This is a genomic window from Nocardioides sp. NBC_00368 (assembly GCF_036090055.1).
Lineage (GTDB): Bacteria > Actinomycetota > Actinomycetes > Propionibacteriales > Nocardioidaceae > Nocardioides.
In genome coordinates this window covers 2021839-2043007 of record NZ_CP107970.1, presented here as the reverse complement: position 1 = coordinate 2043007, position 21169 = coordinate 2021839, and the positions used below count along the sequence as shown (strand labels likewise).

17 protein-coding genes are annotated in these 21169 nt (G+C 68.8%); 5 read left to right on the top strand and 12 right to left on the bottom strand.

All coding sequences use genetic code 11. The features are described from left to right. The first annotated feature begins 35 nt into the window (after window positions 1-35). Window positions 36-1742 carry a ferritin-like domain-containing protein gene (locus OG984_RS09725; protein ID WP_328532344.1) on the top strand — a complete coding sequence of 569 codons (1707 nt, stop codon included), beginning with the start codon at window positions 36-38 and terminating at the stop codon, window positions 1740-1742. A 31-nt stretch (window positions 1743-1773) separates the two neighbouring features. Here the strand turns inward: OG984_RS09725 and OG984_RS09720 are convergent, their stop codons facing one another. From OG984_RS09720 to OG984_RS09710, 3 genes are all read right to left on the bottom strand, one after another. After that, a complete protein-coding gene (locus OG984_RS09720) occupies window positions 1774-2046 on the bottom strand; it encodes a hypothetical protein (protein WP_328531386.1) in 273 nt (90 codons plus the stop codon). 16 nt (window positions 2047-2062) lie between these two features. Continuing rightward, window positions 2063-2761: a sigma factor gene (locus OG984_RS09715; protein WP_328531385.1), complete on the bottom strand. Its 699-nt coding sequence runs from the start codon at window positions 2759-2761 to the stop codon at window positions 2063-2065. 231 nt (window positions 2762-2992) lie between these two features. Further along, window positions 2993-3532 carry a GNAT family N-acetyltransferase gene (locus tag OG984_RS09710; protein WP_328531384.1) on the bottom strand — a complete coding sequence of 180 codons (540 nt, stop codon included), beginning with the start codon at window positions 3530-3532 and terminating at the stop codon, window positions 2993-2995. A 245-nt stretch (window positions 3533-3777) separates the two neighbouring features. Between OG984_RS09710 and OG984_RS09705 the strand changes: the two genes are divergently transcribed. Together OG984_RS09705 and OG984_RS09700 are read left to right on the top strand one after the other, a co-directional pair. Further along, window positions 3778-4512, top strand: a complete 735-nt coding sequence (locus OG984_RS09705) for an alpha/beta fold hydrolase (RefSeq protein ID WP_328531383.1) — start codon at window positions 3778-3780, stop codon at window positions 4510-4512. Window positions 4513-4657: 145 nt separating this feature from the next. After that, window positions 4658-7231 (top strand): LuxR C-terminal-related transcriptional regulator, encoded by a 2574-nt coding sequence (locus OG984_RS09700; protein ID WP_328531382.1) that lies wholly within the window; start codon window positions 4658-4660, stop codon window positions 7229-7231. A 132-nt stretch (window positions 7232-7363) separates the two neighbouring features. On the opposite strand, the gene OG984_RS09695 is transcribed toward OG984_RS09700, so the two are convergent. The 8 genes from OG984_RS09695 to OG984_RS09660 all read right to left on the bottom strand — a co-directional run bounded on the left by OG984_RS09695 (window position 7364) and on the right by OG984_RS09660 (window position 18133). Next, window positions 7364-8530: a low temperature requirement protein A gene (locus OG984_RS09695; protein ID WP_328531381.1), complete on the bottom strand. Its 1167-nt coding sequence runs from the start codon at window positions 8528-8530 to the stop codon at window positions 7364-7366. 157 nt (window positions 8531-8687) lie between these two features. Beyond that, window positions 8688-9584, bottom strand: a complete 897-nt coding sequence (locus OG984_RS09690) for a GTP-binding protein LepA (protein WP_328531380.1) — start codon at window positions 9582-9584, stop codon at window positions 8688-8690. A gap of 196 nt (window positions 9585-9780) precedes the next feature. Then, entirely contained in the window at window positions 9781-12546 is a 2766-nt protein-coding gene (locus tag OG984_RS09685) for a helix-turn-helix transcriptional regulator (protein ID WP_328531379.1), read from the bottom strand. Between the two features lie 68 nt (window positions 12547-12614). Beyond that, window positions 12615-13676 carry a ferritin-like domain-containing protein gene (locus OG984_RS09680; protein WP_328531378.1) on the bottom strand — a complete coding sequence of 354 codons (1062 nt, stop codon included), beginning with the start codon at window positions 13674-13676 and terminating at the stop codon, window positions 12615-12617. Beyond that, a complete protein-coding gene (locus tag OG984_RS09675; protein ID WP_328531377.1) occupies window positions 13673-14632 on the bottom strand; it encodes an alpha/beta hydrolase in 960 nt (319 codons plus the stop codon). The genes OG984_RS09680 and OG984_RS09675 overlap by 4 nt, the downstream gene beginning before the upstream one ends. A 78-nt stretch (window positions 14633-14710) precedes the next feature. Continuing rightward, the gene (locus tag OG984_RS09670; RefSeq protein ID WP_328531376.1) at window positions 14711-14911 is read right to left on the bottom strand and encodes a hypothetical protein; all 201 of its coding nucleotides are present in this window, start codon (window positions 14909-14911) and stop codon (window positions 14711-14713) included. Then, the gene (locus OG984_RS09665; RefSeq protein ID WP_328531375.1) at window positions 14908-16389 is read right to left on the bottom strand and encodes a cytochrome b; all 1482 of its coding nucleotides are present in this window, start codon (window positions 16387-16389) and stop codon (window positions 14908-14910) included. The genes OG984_RS09670 and OG984_RS09665 overlap by 4 nt, the downstream gene beginning before the upstream one ends. Before the next feature lie 13 nt (window positions 16390-16402). Beyond that, complete coding sequence (locus OG984_RS09660) at window positions 16403-18133, bottom strand: FAD-dependent oxidoreductase (protein ID WP_328531374.1); 1731 nt, start codon at window positions 18131-18133, stop codon at window positions 16403-16405. Window positions 18134-18310: 177 nt separating this feature from the next. Between OG984_RS09660 and OG984_RS09655 the strand changes: the two genes are divergently transcribed. Both OG984_RS09655 and OG984_RS09650 read left to right on the top strand, forming a co-directional pair. After that, a complete protein-coding gene (locus tag OG984_RS09655; protein WP_328531373.1) occupies window positions 18311-19063 on the top strand; it encodes an SDR family oxidoreductase in 753 nt (250 codons plus the stop codon). Between the two features lie 40 nt (window positions 19064-19103). Beyond that, window positions 19104-20537 carry an NAD(P)/FAD-dependent oxidoreductase gene (locus OG984_RS09650; RefSeq protein ID WP_328531372.1) on the top strand — a complete coding sequence of 478 codons (1434 nt, stop codon included), beginning with the start codon at window positions 19104-19106 and terminating at the stop codon, window positions 20535-20537. A 65-nt stretch (window positions 20538-20602) separates the two neighbouring features. Here OG984_RS09650 and OG984_RS09645 read toward each other — a convergent pair whose 3' ends face one another. Then, window positions 20603-20923, bottom strand: a complete 321-nt coding sequence (locus tag OG984_RS09645; RefSeq protein ID WP_328531371.1) for a hypothetical protein — start codon at window positions 20921-20923, stop codon at window positions 20603-20605. Window positions 20924-21169: the final 246 nt, after the last annotated feature.

Here is a 21169-nt window from a genome sequence, read left to right as displayed (position 1 = left end):
TGTCACGTGCCCGGCTCCAGCTCGGTCACATCGGTATGCCCAACATCTCTCCCATCGAGACCGTCGATGACCTACGTGAACATCTCCAGTGGGCCATTGAGCTGGAGCATTCCACGCTCCCGCCGTACTTGTGCGCCCTGTACTCGCTCGATCCGGCCCGAAATCCCGAAGTGGTCGAAGTCGTCACCAGCGTCTTCGTCGAGGAGATGCTCCACCTCACCCTCGCCGCAAACCTGCTCAACGCCGTCGGCGGCGCGCCGCTCATCGACACGCCGCGGATGTTGCGCGGGTACCCCACAACGCTCCCGCACGGCGACCGCTCCGTCGCGGTGTCGCTCGGGTCGTTCGGACCAGAGGCACTGGAGCTGTTCCTGCGAATCGAACAGCCCTCGGCAGTTGACGCGCCCGCCGAGAGCGACAGCTACGAGACCATCGGGCAGTTCTACGCCGCTATCCGCTCCGGCCTGCTGACCCTCTGCAGCCGTCTCGGGGAGGCAGCCGTCTTCACCGGGAAACCAGCCCGACAAGCCACGGACGAACAGTTCTACGGCGGCGCCGGCCGGATCATCGCCGTCACCGACCTCCCCAGCGCGCTCCAGGCACTCGACGAGATCGTCGAACAAGGCGAAGGCGCAGCGCACCACGACGTGTGGGACGGCGATCACGACATGTTCCACCCCGAGCGAGACGAGGTCGGCCACTACTACCGCTTCGTCGAACTGAAGACCGGCCGGCGATTCCGGCGGGGCGATACGCCCGCCACCGGGCCCACCGGCGACCCGGTCCACATCGACTGGGACGGCATCCACACCATGCCGAGCAACCCACGCACCGCCGACCATCCGCCCGGCAGCGCCGTGCGGGTCGCGCAGGAAGAGTTCAACCACACCTACTCCGCACTGCTCCACCTCCTCGAGCGCGCCTTCAACGGTAGTCCCCGGCTGCTGTCGGTGGCGACCGGCGAGATGTACGGACTGCGCGCCCAAGCACTCGCGTTGTTCGAAATCGGCTCCGGCCCGACGTTCGAGTACGTCATCCCCGCCGACCGGCGATTGCGCAGCGAAGACTCCCGCCTCATCGAGGTCCTGCCCGACGGTCCGTACTTGGTGCACGGCCAGATCCCCCTCCAGCGGAAGGTGAAGGTCGTCGCCCCGGAGAACGACGACTCCCTCGACTGGCACCGCACCGAGACGATCCCCACCGAGGAGATCTACGCCCTGTGCCGGTGCGGCCGGTCGGGTGCGAAGCCGTTCTGCGACGGTTCCCACGCCCGAACCAGCTTCGACGGCACCGAGACCGCCAAGACCGGCAGCTACACCGACCGGATGTGGCGTCAAGAAGGCGAAGGTATTTCGATACGCCGCGTCGGAAGCCTGTGCATGCACGCCGCGTTCTGTGTCGGGCGGACCAAGCAGCTCGACGACTGGCTGCCCGACACCACCGACTCTGACGCCCGTGCCCACGTCATGTGGATGGTCGACCGATGCCCCTCGGGCTCCTACACGTACGCTCTCGAACCTGACGCAGAAGCGATCGAGCCCGACCTGCCGATGGCGGTCTCGGTGATCGAGGAAGAGCACGGCCTGGCCAGTGCCTTGTGGGTCACGGGCGGCATCCCCATTCTCCGCGCGGATGGACAACCGTGGGAGATCCGCAACAGGGTCATGCTGTGCCGGTGCGGACACTCGGGGAACAAACCACTGTGCGACGGCACGCACCGCAGCATCGACTTCCGCGAATAGTGTTCTCCGAGAGGCTGCACCCCTCGGGTCCTCAAGCCTCCGAGGACTCGGTGGGAAACCTCGCCGAGGACTCCAACGGGGACTTCTCCGGGACGGCCGTGACCTCCACCGTCACCTCGACGCCAGACACCGCAGTGTCCAAGTCGGTCCTCTCGACCGCCACCGCGGCGTCGTGAAGACTGTGCAGCCGGATCTCGTAGGGGGCGCGCTCCGGTTCGTCGTTCCCCTCGAGGTCGGCGCTCGCCTCGACCTCGGTGATCTCCAGGTCGATCTCGACATGCAGCGGGATGGGCTCGTTGTTCATGACTGTGCTCCTCTGTTCAGGCGGACCGGGGCAGGGCGGACTCAGATGGCAGGCATGTCCGACGGCGGTTCCGCTGGATCGTGAAGGCCGCATGTTGAGCGAGAAGGTCGGCCAGGGGCGACACATCGCCCAGGCGGACGGCCACCAAGAACGCGTCGGTCAGACGCCGGTGGAGATCTGCAGCGACGGGTTGGTCCGCACCGGCCTCGAGCCGTTGCTGCGCGCGACGTGCCAACTGGCGCGCATTCGTCGCGGTGGTCCGTAGCAGGTGTGCTATCTCGTCGTAGGGGTAGTCGAACCCTTTGCGCAGAACGTACGCCGCGAGCTCGGCCGGGCTCAGCCGCGCCGTCAGCACACGCAGGGTTTCCTCGACCGCCACAGCTTGTTCGACCCGGAAGGTAGGGTCTTCGCCGAGGTCACTCCTCGCCGTCTCCGGGGCGTCCATGGGCATCTCGTGGCGATGCCGAGCCGACTGGACCACGTTGATCGCCAGCCGGGTCGTGGTCGTGGTCAGGAAGGCTGCCGGGTTCCTGATCTTCCCTCGGTCCGTGCGCTGCCACCGCAGCCACGCCTCCTGGACCACGTCCTCGGCGAGCGAAGGGTCGCCGACGATACGAAGTGCGATGCCGAACAGCCTCACCCGCTGCGATAAGAAGGCACGCAATGCATGGTCGAGTTCCGTGGTGACACCCTCGCAGGGCTCGGTCTGGGTCATCTTCGGGCTGGGTGTGGACATCCTGGTCTCCAGTTCGTGGTCGACTTGAGGCTGAGATGTGCTCACCCTCCGCCGCCCCGGTGACGGTCCGCGCCACGGAAGGTCCGTAGTCATTCCGTGGTCACCATGGAGACCACGGACCAGGGCCGGGGCGGGCTCAGCACGCCCGTAGCGATGTGCCCGACCCAGCGTCGGACGGGGCCGGCCTGAGACGGTGGACAGGTCGCCGATTCAGCCTTCCCAGTCCAGGTCACCGTGCCTGATCCTGTAGACCCGGTAATGCCTTCCTGTCGGCTGGTTGAGGTCGGTGACCCACTCCATGCCGATCCGCACGGCGGTTTCGAGCGCGCGCGCGTTTCCGGGATCGACGATTGCGAACACCTCCATGACGCCGCCCTCGTGCATCGCCCACCGGACCAACGCGTTGGCGGCCTCGGTGGCGTACCCATTCCCCCATGCGTCAGGAGCGAGCGCCCACGCGACCGCCACGCTCTCGCTCGCGTGCGGAGCCGGCTGCAGCGACAATCCGCCCACGACCTCGGGGCTCGAGCGCAGGGTCACAGCCCAGTGCCCCAGACACCCTGGGCTCGCGCTGTCGGCGGCGACCCACGTGGCCAACAGCGTCTTCAAGTCGTCTGGGGGCCCGACCACGGTGGCTGAAGGCAGCCATCGGGTCACTGCAGGTGCGGCGTATATCGACCGGGCGCCTTCGAGGTCCTCAGTTGTCCAGGGGCGCAGCTCGAGGCGCGGAGTTTCAATGATTCTGCTCATGGTCCACCGACCAGACAGCCCATGTCGGCGTGACTGTCACACAGCGGACCACACACGGACCGGATGGTGGCGGGTCGCATGAGCGCTGGGTCGAGGGCCCGCACGAGCGTGCGGTGGGGCCTGAGGACCAGCTCAGGTCGATTCAGCGTCCGTTGTCACGCCGCAGGCCGCCGTCCGGTCATCTCTTGCAGGCCCGCCCTTACCCGGAGCCACCATGAGCACGCACTACCTGACAGGAGATCGTCATGAACGACAAAGCCCCGACAGTCGTCCTCGTGCACGGCGCGTTCGCCGAATCCGCGAGCTGGAACGGCGTCATCGAGCGCCTGCACGGCGCCGGTGTCGACGTCGTCGCCGCAGCCAACCCGCTTCGCAGTGTCGCCGGCGACGCCGCCTACCTCCGCGACGTGATCGGCGGCCTCGACGGTCCCGTGCTACTGGTCGGCCACTCCTACGGCGGCATGGTGATCACCGAGGCCGGTGCCGACAACCCCAACGTCATCGGGCTCGTCTACGTCGCTGCGTTTGCACCCGACTCCGGCGAGAGCGCCTTCCAGATCTCCACGCTCCACCCGGGCAGCACCCTCGGCGAGGCGCTCAGCGCCTACCCGGTCAGCACCGGCGGCAACGAGCTTGCGATCCGCCTCGACGCATACCCGGGCCAGTTCGCCGCGGACCTTCCCCTCCCCGTCGCCGGGAAGATGGCCCGCACCCAGCGGCCTGTCACCGAGTACGCCCTACGCGAGGGATTGCCGACCAGCACCCCTGCATGGCGGACCGTGCCGTCCTGGTTCGTCCTTGCCGGGCTGGACCGCAACATCCCAGTCGCCGTACAGCGCGACCTGGCCACTCGTGCCGATGCGCGCGGTGTCCGCGAGATCGAGGGCGCCTCGCACGCAATCGCGGTCTCATGTCCCGACGAGGTCGCTGAGATGATCCTCGAGGCGCTCGCCGCCTCCGCCGTGACGGACGCTGCCTGAGCCGGTGGGAACGCGCTGGCGCTCGGAGCCGGACTCACCCGTGACCGGCCACCGCGCCGCGGGCTGGGTGCTTCGAAGCACATCACAGAGGCACCTGGCCGGGTTGATCCACGAGCTCGAGAGACGTGCGGCTCGAGGCACAACCGTGATTCGCGTCCACGGTACGCCGCCCGACCGGAACGTCGCCTTCGCAGGCCTGCGTCGAGTGTGTGCTCCGCTGCTCACCAGGTTCGGCGACCTTCCGCAGGCTCAGCGCGACGTCCTCCAGCACGTGATCGAACCGGCTGCGAACAACCCCACTCCGAACCCGGTCCACCTCGGCCTCGCCGTCCTCACCTTGCTCACACCACGCGCCGCCAGCGATGCCGTGCTGGTGCTCGTCGAGAACGCCGAGGAGGTCGACGACGCCTCACTTCACGTGATTGCACTCGCCGCGTGCAGCGTTCTGGCAGAACCCATCACGATCGCCTTCGCGGTCCATGAACCCGCAGGTGCGTTCCCTTTCCTCGACCTTCCCCAGGTCCAGACTGACAGCGACACCGGCGCCGCCTCCGTGGGACAGCTCCTCGAGCCGCTGTTCGCTCGCACCGAGGCGATCGCGAGCGCCCGCCCGTGGGTGCCCGAGCAACTCGTTCGCAACGACACTCGTCCCGAATCTCCTTGCTTGAACCGAGTGTGGGAGCAGTACGCGCTCCGATGGGAGACATTGCCGACCGCAGCGCGGATGCTGGTTCTGCTGGCCTCGACTGACCAGGCGGCCACCCCAGCCCTCCTTCGGCGAGCCGCGGCTGAGCTCGACCTGCCGTGGGACCTGGGCCCGGCCGAAGCCGCGGGCCTCGTTATCCCAAACAGCGAGCTGCGGTTCGCCCACCCGCTGGCAGCCTCGGCGGTCTATGCCCGCGCCGGTCCACGCCACCGCCGTACAGCACACGCCGCACTGTCGCGTGTCAGCGAACCATCGCAGGACGCGGATCACCGGACATGGCACGCCGCTTGCGCCGCCACCGGCCCCGACGAAGAGATCGCCGCCGCGCTCGAGGAATCCGCCGAACGTGCCCGGCGTCGCGGTGACCCGGGTGGCGCTGCACGCCTGCTCACGCACGCCACCGCGATGACCCCGGACTCGTTCCGACGAGGCCCCCGGGCGCTCGCGGCAGCGGAAGCGCACCTTTCCGCCAACGCACTCGACGAGGCGGCCGGTCTGATCGCGGTCGCCACCACGTGCCGGCTCGAGGACACCGAGCAGGCACGCCTCGCACGCGTGCGCGCTCGCGCGCTCCTCGCACTCCGCAGCGCTCCCGAGGCCGCGGCTCTCCTGCTGGTGCACGCGGCCGAGCAGCTCGCCGCCGTGGAAGCCGCCCCTGGTAGCGCCATGGCCGCCACCGTGCAGTCTGCTGCCCGGCAGACCTACCTGGAGGCGCTGAGCGCAACGGCGCTCGCCGGACGCGTCCAGGGTCAGGGCGGAGCACACGCGGTCGCGGCCTCAGCGCGGCATCACGTCGTCGGCCGGACGGTGACGCCGACCGACCTCCTCCTCGAGGGGCTGTCGACCCTTCTCGCCGACTTCCCCCACGACGGCGTCGGGGCCGTACGCCGCGCGTTGGCCCCCTTCGCAGCCGAGACCCCTCTGGGCGACGACGCCACCAGCCGGTGGCTCATGCTGGCTCCGCTGGCGCAGCAGACCTTCGTCCACCACCTGTGGGACTTCGCAGCGTGGGCGCGACTGTCCAGTCGGGCGACCCGCCTTGCCCGCGTCGTCGGCGACCTGAGCATCCTGCCTGCGGAGCTCATGTGCTCGGCCGGCGCACACCTGCATCGTGGCAAGGTCGCCACCGCGGCCGCACTCGTGGCCGAAGCCGACTCCATCAGCGCAGCGACCGGAGCAGCGCCCTATACCGACGCGGCCCTCATCCTTGCAGCTTGGCGCGGTGAGGAAGCCCACGTGCTGCGCATGCTCGATGAAGGCCGAGACGGCGGGATGCTGCACGGGGAGATCTCGCTCCGCGGCGTCGGGGGCTACGCCTCGGGAGTTCTCTACAACGGGCTGAGCCGCTTCGACCTCGCCATGGACGCGACCCGGGACGGATTCGAGTACGACCAGTTCAACTTCACCGGCTGGTCGCTGGCCGAGCACGTCGAGGCGGCGGCCCGAGTCGGCGATCGAGCCGCGGCCACGGCCTCGCTCCGTCAGTTGGCCGAGCACACCCGGCCCGCCGGCACCGCCTGGGCCCACGGTATCCAAGCCCGCTGCGAGGCCCTCGTCGCCGGCGGCCGCCAGGCCGAGGAGAAGTTCCAGCAAGCCCGACACGATCTCTCCCGGGCGGGGATCGAGATTCAGGTGGCGCGCACCCATCTGCTCTACGGCGAATGGCTGCTGCAGCGGCCTGGGCGCAGCACGGACGCCGAGGATGAACTCCTCACCGCACACCGCGACTTCACTGCCATGCATGCGCACGCCTTCGCCGCCCGAGCCGGACGAGCACTCACATCATCCGGGCGGGCCGTGCCCTCCTACGATGCTGGCTCGGTCGCCGCACTGACACCACAAGAGCTCCAGATCGCGCAGCGCGCGGCCCGCGGCCTCACCAGCGAGGCGATAGCGGCCGAGCTCTTCCTCAGCGTGCAGACCGTCGAGTTTCACCTGCAGCAGGTCTACGCCAAGCTCCATGTCCACGATCTGCTCCACCTGCGCGAGGTCGTTCCGACAGACGACGACTAGCACGGAGCCGGTGCGGCCACACGGTCCGTGCTCTCCGCTGGCGGAATGCCACATGGCGCCTGACGGCGCGACAGGTGCCGACAGAGGTGACTTCGAAGTGGCTTCGGGGTGGCCGCGCACAGCCCAGGTTCTTCAGCGCTTCCCGCGGTCGCTGGGTTCCGTCGGCGCCATGGAGTCCGCAGTGACCGCGGCCGTCACAGTGAGCGCAACCAGACAGATGCCGGCGACGAGACCGACCCGATCCGCGACGAGCACCACCGCGGCGAGGGCCAGAAGTGCCACGACCGTCGACGGACGGAATCGTGCCGTCCCTGCGGGCACGCGGAGGACCTCGACCATCACGATGACCACGGCGACCGGGATTCCGACCGCGGCCACGGCACCGTGGACGCTGAGATGGCCAGCGTGCCCGACGCTGGCAGAGACAGCGACCTCCAATCCTGCCCCGAGCGCGGCGAGGGCAGCGAAAGGAAGGTAGTGACCGTACCCCCACACGAATGACCACTGCCGTCGCCCCTCGAGGCCTGCACCAGCCGGGACGGCGAAGTACAGCCACCACAGACCTGCGACGATCACGAGGCTGGCCGCCGACACGGCGAGCAGTGCTGGGCTTGCGGAGTCCTCGACCACAGCGACCACCGCAGTCGTGCCGGCGAACACACTCTCGCCGAGCAGGATGATGGTGAACAGCGCGTAGCGCTCGGCGATGTGGTGGGGGTGCCAGCTGGTCGGACCGCGCCGCTCGGCCCAGACAGGCACCAGGAGCTCGAGGACGGCTAGCGCCAGGAACGTCGCCACCGCGACTCGGCCATCGAGCTCGAGCCGGCCCAGCCACAGGACGGTCAGCACGGCCAAGCCTCCGGCGTAGCGCAGCGCAGTCTCTCGGCCGGCCGGATGCTCGATCGCGGCGCGGATCCACAGGCCCAGCAGTCCGACCCGCATGATCGCGTACCCGAGGGTGACGGCGGTGTAGGTGCCCTCGTCGAACGCGCGGCCGGTGCCGGCGGCGAGAGTGAGGACGCCGGCCATCTGGACGAAGGTCGCGAGCCGGTAGGTCATGTCGTCGGTGTCGTAGGCGGAGGCGAACCAGGTGAAGTTCATCCAAGCCCACCAGATGGCGAAGAAGACCATCAGGAACGGGCCGACGGCCGACGGTGCGTGGCCGTCGACTGTCGCGTGCGCGAGTCGGGCTGCGAGTTGGGCGACCGCGGCGACGAAAGTGAGGTCGAACAGCAGTTCCAGCGGGGTTGCGGTTCGGTTGGCCTCGTCCACCGGGCGCGCGCACATCACCCGGCGCACGGGTCGACGACCTTCATGGTGAACACCTCACTTGTCGGGACCGCACTTCTTGTCGAGTCGGCGCTGCATCTCTGACCGCCGAGAGGTTCACGGCGTGACAGCTCGGCGCCGTCGGTGCGCGTGCCACCGGAGTGCTTGTCACGCGGGTCAGCGGCCGCTAGCCATCGTCGGCCTTGTTCTCGCCTGCTGCGTGCGCCAGGGCGACAGCCTCACGAAATGCCCGGGTGACGTACCGCGGCACCGGCAGCCCGTGGTCCCGGGCCCAGAGGAGGTCACGCTCGGCGCGGATGATCTGGGCAGCGAATCCGTCGAGGTCGCGGTCGATCCCGAGTCGCGCCATCACGTCGCCGAACCGTGCTCGCTGCACATCGTTGTTCACGCCCACCGGCGAGAAGGACTGGCTACGCATTCGGCGGGTCAGCCACCGCTGCCACGGCGACAGCTCGGTCCACAGGCCGCGCGCAGACATCAGATAGAAGGCGTAGTGGCCGGGTTCCTGGCGTCGAATCGGTGCCAGGACGCTGTGGGCGACCGCGTCCTCGCCGAGCTCGAGCACTCCGTCGTGGAGGAGGTTGTAGGCCAGGACCGCGGAGCGTTCGGTGACCATGCCGGTCAGGTAGTACAGCATGCGGCTGATGTCCTGCATGGATTCGAGGTGACCGAGAGCTCCCAGCACCTGGAGCTTCACACTGACCGATGTCAGGTCGGCCGGTTCGGCGATGCCACCGAGGTGGCGGTGGAGCTGATCGAGGATCTGCCCGTGCCGTTCTTCCTGCGGGCCCCACACGTCCCGGTAGAAGTGCCGGTCGATCTCGGGAGGGTCAGGGATCAGCGTCTCGAGCTCGAGCACGTTGCGCTCGACTTCGATCTCTACGCGCGCCATGTACGCAAGGACCGGGCCGTAGCGGCTACGGAGCGCGGCCGGATCGCGAACGGTGAAGTCGACCGACGCGACGTCGATGGGTGGGTGGGCCAGCGCGATCCGGTCGACGTGCTGATGCAGCCGAGCCTCTTCCGCGCTACGCAACGCGGTGCTCTCCATTCGCGTCCGCACGTTCGGGCACCGACGGGCGGGTGAGCAGCGGGCACGCGGAGGGGACGCGGCGCTTCGACCGGATGGTGAGGGACATCTGTGGCCCCTTTCTCTGGCTGACGGTTGTCGAATCGACCGCGCAGCCATGGCGATTGTGACCGAGCACTGCTCATCCGGCCGTGGTCATCCCCCGTCGCAGGGCAGCTGCTGGTGGAGGCTAGGCCGAAGTCGACGTCGTCTCGGGAAGCGCGGTAACGATCTCTCTGCGCGAGGAGATGCCGAGCTTGGAGTAGACCTTGCGGAGGTGCCAATCGATCGTGTGAGGGCTGAGGAAGAGCCGGGCACCGATCTCGGGGTTGGTGAGGCCGTCGGCTGCCAAGCGAGCGATCTGCTCCTCCTGAGCGGTGAGGTCGGTTCGACTGACCGCAGACCGTCTGCGAATCGTAGCCCCCGTGGCCTTGAGCTCGCGACGAGCGCGTTCAGCGAATGCTTCCGCGCCGAACTGCGTCAGCAGCTCGTATGCTTTGCCGAGTTGTGCGCGGGCATCCCGGCGGCGATCCTCGCGGTGCAGCCACTCACCGTACAAGAGGTGCGTGCGCGCCAAACCGACCCTGACGTCGGTCCGCGAAAGCCTCTCGATCCCTTCTCGGTAGAGGTCTTCGGCAAGCGGCCCCTTGCTGAGGAGCGCGCGGGAGGTCGCTTCGACACCGAGCGCCCATTCCGTACCGCTGGTCTGGGTCGCAGCAATCAGTTCCTCGAGCGCCTCGTTGGCCACATGTGTTGCACCCGTTCGTGCAGACGCCTCGACCAGTTCGGCCAACGCCCATCGAGGTGCGCCGTAGTCCTGCGGCTGCGCGCCGGCCGCTCGGGCTGCAGAAGCCGCCTCCTCGTACTGCGCAAGACCGTTGCAGAGCACCGCGTGGTGGTATCGCGCGACCGTGACGCCGAGTCCCTGGCCCAGCGCTGTCGCACCCTGGACGGTCCCCTCGATGAGCGCACGTGCCTCGCTTTCGCGGCCGCGAATGGCGGCGAGCGCGAGCATGCCGAATGGCGGTTGGTTGGCCCCGATGGCCGCACTCACCGTCGCCACCTCGTCGACGAGTGACGACGCGGTCGCCAGCTCCCCGGCGAAGACGTGCGTGACAGCGCATGAGTCGAGGGCAAGAGGAAGCTCGCTGAGTGCACCGGTGTCGCGGGTGATGGCGACGTGTCGCGCCGCGACGTCGTGCCAGCGTCCGAGGTCCCAGAGGTCAGCAGCGAGGATCCCTGCGAGCAGCAACCAGCGCTGCGATTGCTGAGCGGAGGTGTCTTCCTCGCTGAGGATCTTGAGGACTGCCGAAACGCTCCGCATCGAGACTGCGTAGCCATCAGCGAGACGTGTTGCAAGAGCGTCCAACAGCATGTCAGGAGCGAGCGGTCCCCGCGAGAGCGGCGCGGCGCGTGCTGCCATGCCGACGTCGCGCCCGCTGGGGTCGTGTGCCAGGTTTCCGGCGAAGATCGCGGCTGACACAGCCTCGAGGTAGGTCTCACGGGCCAGCACGACGTCGAACCGTTCGAACTGCCGGGCAGCGGAGAGCAGCAGGGGAGTGGCTTCGCTACCACGTCCATAGGCCAACGCGATCTGGGCGTTGAGCAGGTTCGTTCGTGCGCGCCTGTACTCGTCGTTCGGGCCGGACTCCGCGATCTCCAGAAGAGCGGCTGCCTGCTCGAAAGCTCCGGCGCGGATCTTGGCTTGCGCTGCATCCAGCGCGCGCTGCGATCGCGTTGCGGGATCGGGGGTCAGTGCCGACGCCGTCTCCAGGAAGGCGGCCATCGCCGCAACTCCGCCGCGTGCCTGAGCCCGCGCCGCGGATCGTTCCAACTCGATGGCCACGTCTTCGTCCGGGCCAGGCGAAGCCTGGGCACGATGCCAAGCTCGGCGATCCGGATCGACGTCCGCATCGGTCGACTCTGCAAGCACCCGATGCGCCTCCAGGCGGTCAGCCACAGGGGCGGTTCGATAGATCGCCGAACGCACGAGCGGGTGCCGAAACCGTACGTGCGTGCCGACGTCGACCAGTTCCGCTGCGTCGCCCTGCGACAGTGCAGTGTGGAGATCGACTCCGAGGCGCTCGGCGGCACTTCGCAGCAAGGCGGCGTCGCCCACCGGATCTGCGGCCGCGGTGACGAGGATCCGCCGAGTGTCCTCTGGAAGAGATTCCACGCGGCGGTGGAATCCTTGCTCGATCTGGCCCCGCAGGGGCCGCGCGTCTACTTCCCCGAATCCTTCGGCGAGCTCGACCGCCGTCAACCCGTAGGGCAGCTCGAGGATGGCCAGCGGGTTGCCACGGGCCTCGGCCAGGATGCGGTCGCGCACGGCGTTGTCCAAGCGTCCGGGAACGACGGAGTCGAGCAACTGACGTGCTGCGCTCCTGGAGAGGCCGGCGACCGTCAGCTCCGGGAGGCCGGCGAGAATCTCGTCGAGTGCCTCGTGACGGACGGCGAAGACGATCAGAACAGATTCTGCGAGCAGCCGGCGTGCGACAAAGGCGAGGGTGAGCGCCGAAGCCTGGTCCATCCACTGCGCGTCGTCGACGATGCAGACCAGAGGCTGCTTCTCCGCGGCGGCAGCAAGCAGACTCAGCGTGGCGAGGCCGACCAGGAATCGGTCTGGGACGTCGCCCGTACGCAGGCCAAATGCCGTGGCGAGTGCGTTCGCCTGGGGCTCGGGAAGGCGATGCAGCTCCGTGAGCAAGGGTCCGCACAGCTGGTGGAGGCCGGCATAAGAGAGTTCCATCTCCGACTGGATGCCGGTAGCGGTCAGCGTCCTGCATCCCGATGAATGCTCGAGAAGGTACTGCAGCAGCTCGGTCTTCCCGATCCCCGCTTCCCCGCGGAGAACCATGCTTGCGCTACGACCGGCCCTGACGCTCGACACGAGTTCGTCCAGCACACGGCACTCTTCTCGGCGCCCCAGCAAGCCGCTCGAATCCGCAGGTGCCACTAGCTCCCCCTCCGGCCCTGACTATAACCGAGGGGAGGAGCAAGTGACGGGCTTCGCTGGGGCAGACCTCAGCCGCGATCGGCCGGCGCGATGTAGGCGAATGTCGGGCCGGCCGTGAGCGACCCATCGCCGATCGGCATCTCCATGAGCGCCTGCGCCTGCGCCTTGAGCCCGTGCATCTGCTTCACACTCGCGCCGAGCGTGTTCGGCCGGCCGTTGAAGGTGCGATCGAGTGCGCCGAGCAGGTCGCTATAGAGGAGGTTGAAGTCGTCCTGGGCGTCGCGGACGGGTGTGTCCGTCTCCGCCGCCGTCGGGTTGGCCTGCATCGGGCGTACGCCGGTCCAGTCGACTTCGATCGGCGGGCCACTCGGCCCGGAGAGGGGTGTGTCGCCCCGCCGGTACCTCCGGCCGAGGCGGAGCTCCTCGATCCGGAAGTAGTGGCCGACCTCGTCGCGGTCTGGATGGAACATGTCGTGGTCGCCGTCCCACACCTCCTGGTGTCCGGCACCCTCGCCCTGCTCCACGATCTCCCGCAGCGCGTCGAGCGCGGAGGCCAGGTCCGTGACCGCGACGATGGCGCCGCTGCCCGGGTAGGGCTGGGCGGCGTCAACCTGTCGCGCCGGGTCTCCGGAGAAGACCGTCGCCTCGCCGAGGCGCTCGCACAGGTCCTGGATGCCCGCCTCGATCGCCTCGTAGAACTGCCCGATCGTCGCGTAGTGATCGCCCTCTGCGGGGGCACCTCGCGGTGCCGGTTTCTCGAGCTCGAGGAAACGCTCGATCGCCTGCGGGCCGAACGGCAGCAGCTCGAGGGCGAAGGAGCCGTCGCCGTGCGGCACCGTCCGTGGAAAGGACTCCATCAGTTGCGGCGCGTCGAGGACGGGCCGGCCTCCGACCGCGTTCAGCAGATTCGCGGCGAGGGTCAGGTGCAGCATCTCCTCCATGAAGACGCTGGCCAGGACTTCGACCGCTGCGGGGTTGCGCTCGGCATCGAGCGAGTACGTCGCGCACAGGTAGGGCGGGATCGTGGAGTGCTCGAGCTCGATCGCCCACTGCAGGTGGGTTCGGAGGCTCTCGAGGGTGTCGATGGGTGCCCGTACCGGCCGTCGGGTCTGATCCGGTGTCGTCGTCATCTGATGGCATCGGTGAGGAAGGCGACCGCCTGCGCGATCGCGGCTCGGGCGGCGTACGTCTCGTGGAGAGAGTTGACCATGACGAAGTCGTGCACGATGCCCTGGTAGCGCACTGCGGTGACCGGTACGCCGGCGGCGCGGAGATTTGCGGCGTAAGCTTCGCCCTCGTCCCGCAGGACGTCGGCCTCAGCGGTGATGACCAGCGCCGGGGGCAGCCCGGTGAGCTGTTCGGTGGTGGCGCGCAGCGGTGAGGCCGTGATCTGGGCGCGGTCGGACTGGGAGGTCGTGTACTGGTCCCAGAACCACTTCATGCCCTCGCGGGCCAGGAAGTAGCCTTCGGCGAACTGGTGGTAGCTCCCGGTGTCGAACGCCGCGTCGGTGACGGGGTAGAACAGCACCTGGCCGGCGAAGCTGACGTCGCCACGTTCCTTGGCCAGCAGGGTCAGCGCGATCGTCATGTTGCCGCCGACCGAGTCGCCGGCGACGGCCATCCGGGTGCTGTCGAGGCCTTTCGAGGCGCCGTCGGTCGTGATCCACCTCGCGGTGGCGTAGGCCTGCTCGATGGCGTGCGGGTAGCGGGCCTCGGGGGAGCGGTCGTACTCGACGAAGACAATGGCGGCCTCGGCGCCGACGGCGAGGTCGCGAACCAGCCGGTCGTGGGTGTGCGCATCGCCGAAGACCCACCCGGCGCCGTGCAGGTAGACCACCACCGGCAACTCACCGACGGCGCCGAACGGCTTGACGATGCGAATCTTGACGGTGCCGGTCGGGCCCCCGGCGATCTCGACCCACTCCTCGTCGACCGCCGGCTTGTCGATCGGTTCGGACTGCACGCCGTCTACGGCCTTGCGGCCCTCCTCGGGCGAGAGCTGGTAGAGGTACGGCGGGTCGGCGGTTGCCTCGACGAAGGCCTGCGCAGCAGGCTCGAGCGAGATGTGGTGCGGGTTGGCGGACATGAGGGTCTCCTTGACACTGACGATGGACTTGCGATGGGCAGATGACGTGCACGAGGGCACGCCCACCGAGAGCAGGCGCTACTCCCGGAAACTGGTGGGGCTCTGCGCGAGCCGGCAGCCCGGCCCGGCGAGCGATGCCACGGGCAGCAGGTACCAGTGCCCGCGAAGGCACCGCACCCGGGCATGCTCGACTGGCCCGTCGGTGCTCTCCATGACGGCGCGCCACTCCACCTCGGCAGGCGCGCCGCAGTCGGGACAGAGGGTCAGGTCGAGGCTCATGGCTGCTCCTCGTCTTCGGCACGCCGGATCAGGCCGGCAGAGGCGGCCACCGAGGCTCGTACGTCCGGGCTCAACGGTGCGTGGGCCTCGGTGTAGCCCCCGTCGGTCGCCCGCATGACCCGGCCGGTCTCGTAGCCGCGCAGGACGGTCTCGCGCTGGCGTGCCCGGAGCTCGCGGCACATCGCAACCGTGACCACGTAGGCGACGACGGGCCCCAGGACGAGAGCAGTCCGGAGTGCGTACACCTGGGTCTCGAAGCTGACGTGGAAGATCGTGGCGATGATGTCCGTGCTCGCCGAGAGCCACAGGATCCCGAAGAAGACGATCCCGGCAACGCCCAGGCCGGTTCGCCGAGGGCGGTCCCGCGGCCGGTCGAGAATGTGGTGCACAGCTCGGTCGCCGGTGACCCGCTCCTCGATCATCGGATAGAGCGTCAGCGCACCGAGGAACGCCACGGCGACCAGCTCGGGGACCAGCACCGAGAGTGCCCAGGTGCGGCCCAGCCATGAGAAGTCCCAGTCGGGTGGCACGAGCCGGAGCGACCCGTCGAGCCAGGCGGTGTACCAGTCGGGCTGGCTGCCGGTCGAGGCACTGGCCGGGTTCGCCGGGCCATAGCGCCAGATCGGAGAGACGGTGAGCAGTCCACCCATGGTCACCAGCAGACCGCAGGTGAGAAGGAACATCCCGACTGTTCGGGCCGCGACGGCGGGCCCGGGCAGGCCGACGAGGTTGGTCGCCGTGCGCCCGCGGCCGGGGAGCTGAGCAGGTCGGATACGCCGGGCGAGACGCAGCCGAAGGGACAGCACGATCGCGAGCAGCACGGGTATCCCCACGACGTGGAGCCAGTACAGGTGCGGCACCACGTCGCTGGGGAACTCACCGCCGAAGATCAGCAGGGTCAGCCAGCTGCCGAGGAACGGCGTCCCGACCAAAATGCCCTCGAAGATCCGCAGCCCGGTGCCGGAGAGTGCATCGTCGGGGAGCCCGTAGCCGCTCCAGCCGGCGCCGAGGGCGAGGAGGAAGGTCGCCACCAGCAGCACCCACGCCAGCCGTCGCGGCCGCCGGAACGCGCCGGTGAAGAACGCGGTTCCGATCTGCAGCATCAGCGATGCTGGTAGGACGAGAGCCGCCCAGTGATGCGACTGCCGGACGAGCAGCCCGCCGTTGACCTCGAGTGAGTAGTGGAGCATCGAGTCGTACGCTCGGGAGACCTCCACACCTCGTAGCGGGGCGTAGCTGCCTTGGTAGATGACTGGCTCGACCGAGGGGTCGTAGGCCACCGTCAGCAGGATGCCGGTGATCGCCAGGACCACGAGGCAGGCCGCGGAGATGGCTGCGAAGAGCGCAGCCCAGAGGTTCGGGACCACCCGGTGGCCGAAGCGACCGTACGTCTCTGCGTACCGCAGCGGGTGCAGCTGGAAATGTAAGGTCCTGATGTCCGAGGTGGCGGTCCGTTCGCGGGGTGTCGTCGTGGTCATCGTCACTCCGCGGTCATTCCACCAGCTTGCCCATGCTGGAGACTTCGACGATCAGCTGGGAGATCTCCTCGGGCACGGCGGCGATCGGCTCACGGACGACGCCGTCGGCAGGCGACCAGACCAGGTTGACCTGGAAGGCTGGGTCGGTCGCCGGGTAGTCGCTGCGGTTGTGGCAGCCGCGGGTCTCGCGCCGTTCGAGCGCCGACTCCAGGGTCGCCCGCGCGGCCAGTAGCGAGGCCTTGAGGTCGAAGGCGTGGGCGAGGTCGGCGAACCCTGCGATGTCGGGGTGGATGCCGAGTGACGCCGCCCGGCCCTCGATCTCGCTGATGCTCTGCAATCCCTGCTTCAGCCCGGTCTCGTCGCGGACCACGCCCGCATGCTCGGTCATGGTGTTGCGCACGGCCCGCTGCAGGGCGCGTACGTTCTCGTGGCCGTCCTCGGCCAGCAGCCCAAGGATCTCCTCGCGCGCCTGGCCCTCGGCTTCGTGCGAGCGCCGGTGGACCACCAGACCGGCCGAGTACGCAGCGGCGGCCTGCCCGACGATCCGGCCGTAGACCAGCAGCTCGACCAGCGAGTTACCGCCGAGCCGGTTGGCTCCATGAAGCCCGCTGGCGGCCTCGCCGATGGCGTAGAGGCCCTCGACGTCGGTGCCGTGGTCTTCGTGGCGCACCCAGACTCCGCCCATCGAGTAGTGGGCGGTCGGTGCGACCTCCATCGGCTCGGCGGTGATGTCGAGCATCTGCAGCTCGAGCATCTGCTGGTGGACCCGGGGGAGGCGGGTCATGATGGTCTCGCGGGGGAGGTGGGAGACGTCGAGCCACACCCCGCCGTGCGGCGTACCGCGGCCCTCCTTGATCTCGGTGAACCCCGCGAGCGCGACTCGGTCACGCGTGGAGAGCTCCATCCGCTCGGGGTCGTAGCGCTCCATGTACCGTTCGCCGAGCGCGTTGCGTAGCACCCCGCCCTCTCCGCGAGCCGCCTCTGAGACCAGCGTGCCGGCCGCGTCCTCCGGCTCGAGGATGCCTGAGGGGTGGAACTGCACCAGTTCGGCATCGCGCAACCGTGCGCCTGCGTCGACGGCGAGCCGGAAGGAGTCGCCGGTGTTCTCGTCGCGTCGCGAGGAGGTACGCCTCCAGATCCTGGTGTGCCCGCCGGCGGCCAGGATCACGGCGTCGGCGTGGATGAGGTACCGGGTTCCGTCGACGAGGTCGAAGCCGTACGCACCGGACACGGTGTTGTCGTCGGTCAGGATGCGGGTGACGTACAGGCCGTCCAGGATCGGGATCTGCAGCTGTTCGGCCCGGCCGATGAGCGCTCGCTGGATCTCCAGGCCGGTGTAGTCCCCTGCGAATGCGGTCCGTCGGTACTTGTGGGCGCCGAAGAAGCGCTGCGAGATCCGGCCGTCGTCCTCGCGGGCGAACTGCATGCCGAAGCGGACGAGGTCGCCGATGGCCTGCTCGGCGCCGCGGGTGACGACCTCGACGGTACGCGGGTCGGCGAGGTAGTAGCTCTCCTTGATGGTGTCGGCTGCGTGTTGCTGCCAGCTGTCGGCCGGGTCCATCGTGCCGAGAGCGGCGTTGATGCCGCCGGCCGCGAGGGACGTGTGCGCGTCCAGGCGGGGCCGTTTGCCGACCGCCAGCACGTCCACCCCGTGCTCGGCCAGTTCGATCGCGGCCCGCAGGCCGGCCCCTCCGGTGCCGATGACGAGCACGCTCGTCGTGATCCGTCGCTCCTTCGCGCGCATGGTGTCCCCTCGTTGTCCATGGCCACTCCTGATGTGGCGTGTGCACTCTCGACCGGACGCGGGTTCGGTTCGTGACGGTGTCACGCCGAACGCCACTGGTCGGTCGTATCCAGTGACCTGCCCGTCGGAGGGGAATGGGCAGGGAAGGTATCCACACGACAACGAAGGAGATGCACGATGAGGATCGTGGTCATCGGTGGAAGCGGGCTCGTGGGCTCGCAGGTCGTCAAGCTGCTGGGCGAGCATGGGCACGACGCCGTCGCAGCCTCGCTCGAGACGGGCTGCAATGTCATCACCGGCGAGGGTCTCGACGCGGCGCTCGAGGGCGCCGACGTCGTGGTCGACGTGTCGAACTCACCGTCGTTCGCGGACGAGGACGTGATGCGGTTCTTCGCCACCTCGACCGAGAACCAGGTCGCCGCCGAGAAGAAGGCGGGGGTCAGGCACCATGTCGCGCTCTCGATCGTCGGGTGCGACCGGGCGCCGGACAGCGGCTACCTGCGTGCCAAGGTCGCGCAGGAGGCGCTGGTGGAGAAGTCGGACGTTGCGTACTCGATCGTGCGGGCGACCCAGTTCTTCGAGTTCGGCAAGGCGATCGCCGACTCGGCCACCATCGGAGACGAGGTACATCTCCCGCCCGTCGGCTTCCAGCCGGTCGCCTCCGAGGACGTCGCGCGGCTCGTGGGGCGGACCGCCGCGGGGAGCCCGGTCAACGGGATCGTCGAGATCGGTGGGCCGCAGCGCTACCGCTTCGACGAGTTCGTCGCTGCGGCGCTGAAGCGGGTCGGTGACCCGAGGCGGGTCGTCACCGATCCGCAGGCACCATACTTCGGCCAGGTGCTCGCCGACGACACGCTCGTGCCTGACGAGCGTGCCGAGCTCGGCACGACGACGTACGACGCGTTCGTGCAGGCGATGTCGCAGCGCTGAGCTTTCTGGCCTGTCACATCGGTGGCCGCTGCCTGGTCGCATGCGTATGGACACAGTCAATCAGGCGGCGGCCGGCAGGCCGAGGCGCATCGTCATCGTCGGCGGCGGATACGCCGGCTTCTACACGGCGCGGAAGCTGGAGAAGTACCTGCGGCGCAGCGAGGCGGTCGTCACCGTCGTCGACCCGCTTCCGTACATGACCTATCAGCCGTTCCTCCCGGAGGTCGTCGCCGGGTCGGTCGAGGCCCGCCATGCCGTCGTCTCCCTGCGCCGGCACCTACGGCGTACGCACGTGGTGAGCGGAGCGGCGACCTCGATCGATCATGCCAACCGCACTGTCCGCGTGCACCTCATCGGCGGCGGGGAGACGGCGCTGGAGTACGACGAGGTGGTCGTCACGACGGGCAGCATCACCCGTACGTTCCCGGTGCCCGGGATCCCTGATGAGGCGATCGGGCTGAAGCGGATCGAGGAGGCGGTCGCGATCCGCGACACGATGCTCACCTCGCTCGACATCGCCGCGGACCTTCCGTCGGGGCCAGACCGGGAGAGGCTGCTGACTGTGACCGTCGTCGGTGGAGGGTTCGCCGGGGTCGAGGGTTTCGGTGAGCTGCTCGGCCTGGCGCGAGCCGTCGCCCGGCGCCGCTACGGCATCGCGCGCGACGAGCTCCGCTTTCACCTCGTCGAGGCGGCCGACCGGATCCTTCCCGAGGTCACGCCGGAGGTGAGCGCGTGGGTCACGCGCAAGTTGCGAGCCAAGGGTGCGCACGTCCACCTGGGCACGACAGCTACCTCCATCTACGACAGCGTGGTCGAGCTCGCGAGCGGGGAGAGCTTCGAGTCCGGGCTGGTCATCTGGGCGACCGGGATCACAGCCACCCCGGTGATCGCCAACCGGACCGACCTGCCGACCACCGCCCGCGGCTTCATCGAGGTCAGGTCCGACCTGCAGGTCGGCACCGAGGCGGGACCGGTCGCGGGCGCATGGGCGGCGGGTGATGCGGCGGCCGTGCCGGACCTGGTCGTCGGCGGTACGGCGGTCGCCCCGCCGAACGCCCAGCACGCCGTGCGCCAGGCCAAGCGGCTCGCCAAGAACATCACCGCCTCTCTGCGTGGGCGTCGTACGCGGCCGTATCAGCATGCCGATCTCGGGGTGATCGCGACGCTCGGGCTCGGCTGGGGCGTTTTCCAGAGCGGCCCGTTCCTGATCAAGGGCTTCCCGGCCTGGCTGCTCCATCGGGCCTACCACGTCATGGTGATCCCCACCTGGGAGCGGAAGCTGCGGGTGCTCTCGGTCTGGCTGCTGGCGGCGTTGCTCGGTCGCGACATCGTCTCGCTGCGCTCGGTGCAGCAGCCGGGCTACGGCTTCCGGCACGAGGGGCAGGTCTGGTTCCCCGACGCCCGTCGGCAGTCGGTCGAGGCGGCCGTCGTCGAGACCACTGCTCCGGTCGAGAGCGGAATCCACGGCGACTGAGATCGTCCCGCGCATGCGCTGGCGGGGATGACGACAGGGCGTCGGTGGGGCCCGTTTCGGAATGCCTATTCCCAGGGGGTCACCGAGATGACCCAGGAGAGCCTTCGGCGCCACGTCACCAGGTCGTCAGCCGTGAACGGTGGGCTCATGGGACGTGCGTCCTCGGAGGCCGGCTCACCGAGGATGAGCGGTCGCGCGCCCGCCAGGAGCAGGTTGCACAACAGCTCGCTACCGATCTCGCTGACGCTCGGCCGCCCGCACTCCGGGCATTCATAGATCAACTCGCCGCACGCCGTCGCGGTGACGTCGACGCGCAGCACCACGCTGCCCAGCCACACAGTGATGTCGGTGAGGCAGCGGGGACAGGTCATCAAGATCGTGGTCATCGGCATTGCTTTCCGCTCGGTTCCACTCTTTCGACCGAGCGAGCGGATGCGTTGTGACGACCTGGGCAGCGGGTGCTTCAAGCGGCGGTGGCCAGCGAGCCGGGCAGCGGGGGCGGGACACAACCGCATGTCTCGCTGCACGGTAGGTATGTGTGGCTCGCGTGTCCGCATCGGGGGCACGGGGGATCGTGTGACAGGTGCGGATGCCTGGTGGTTTCCGGGATGTCCCACATTTTCGAGTCCTCC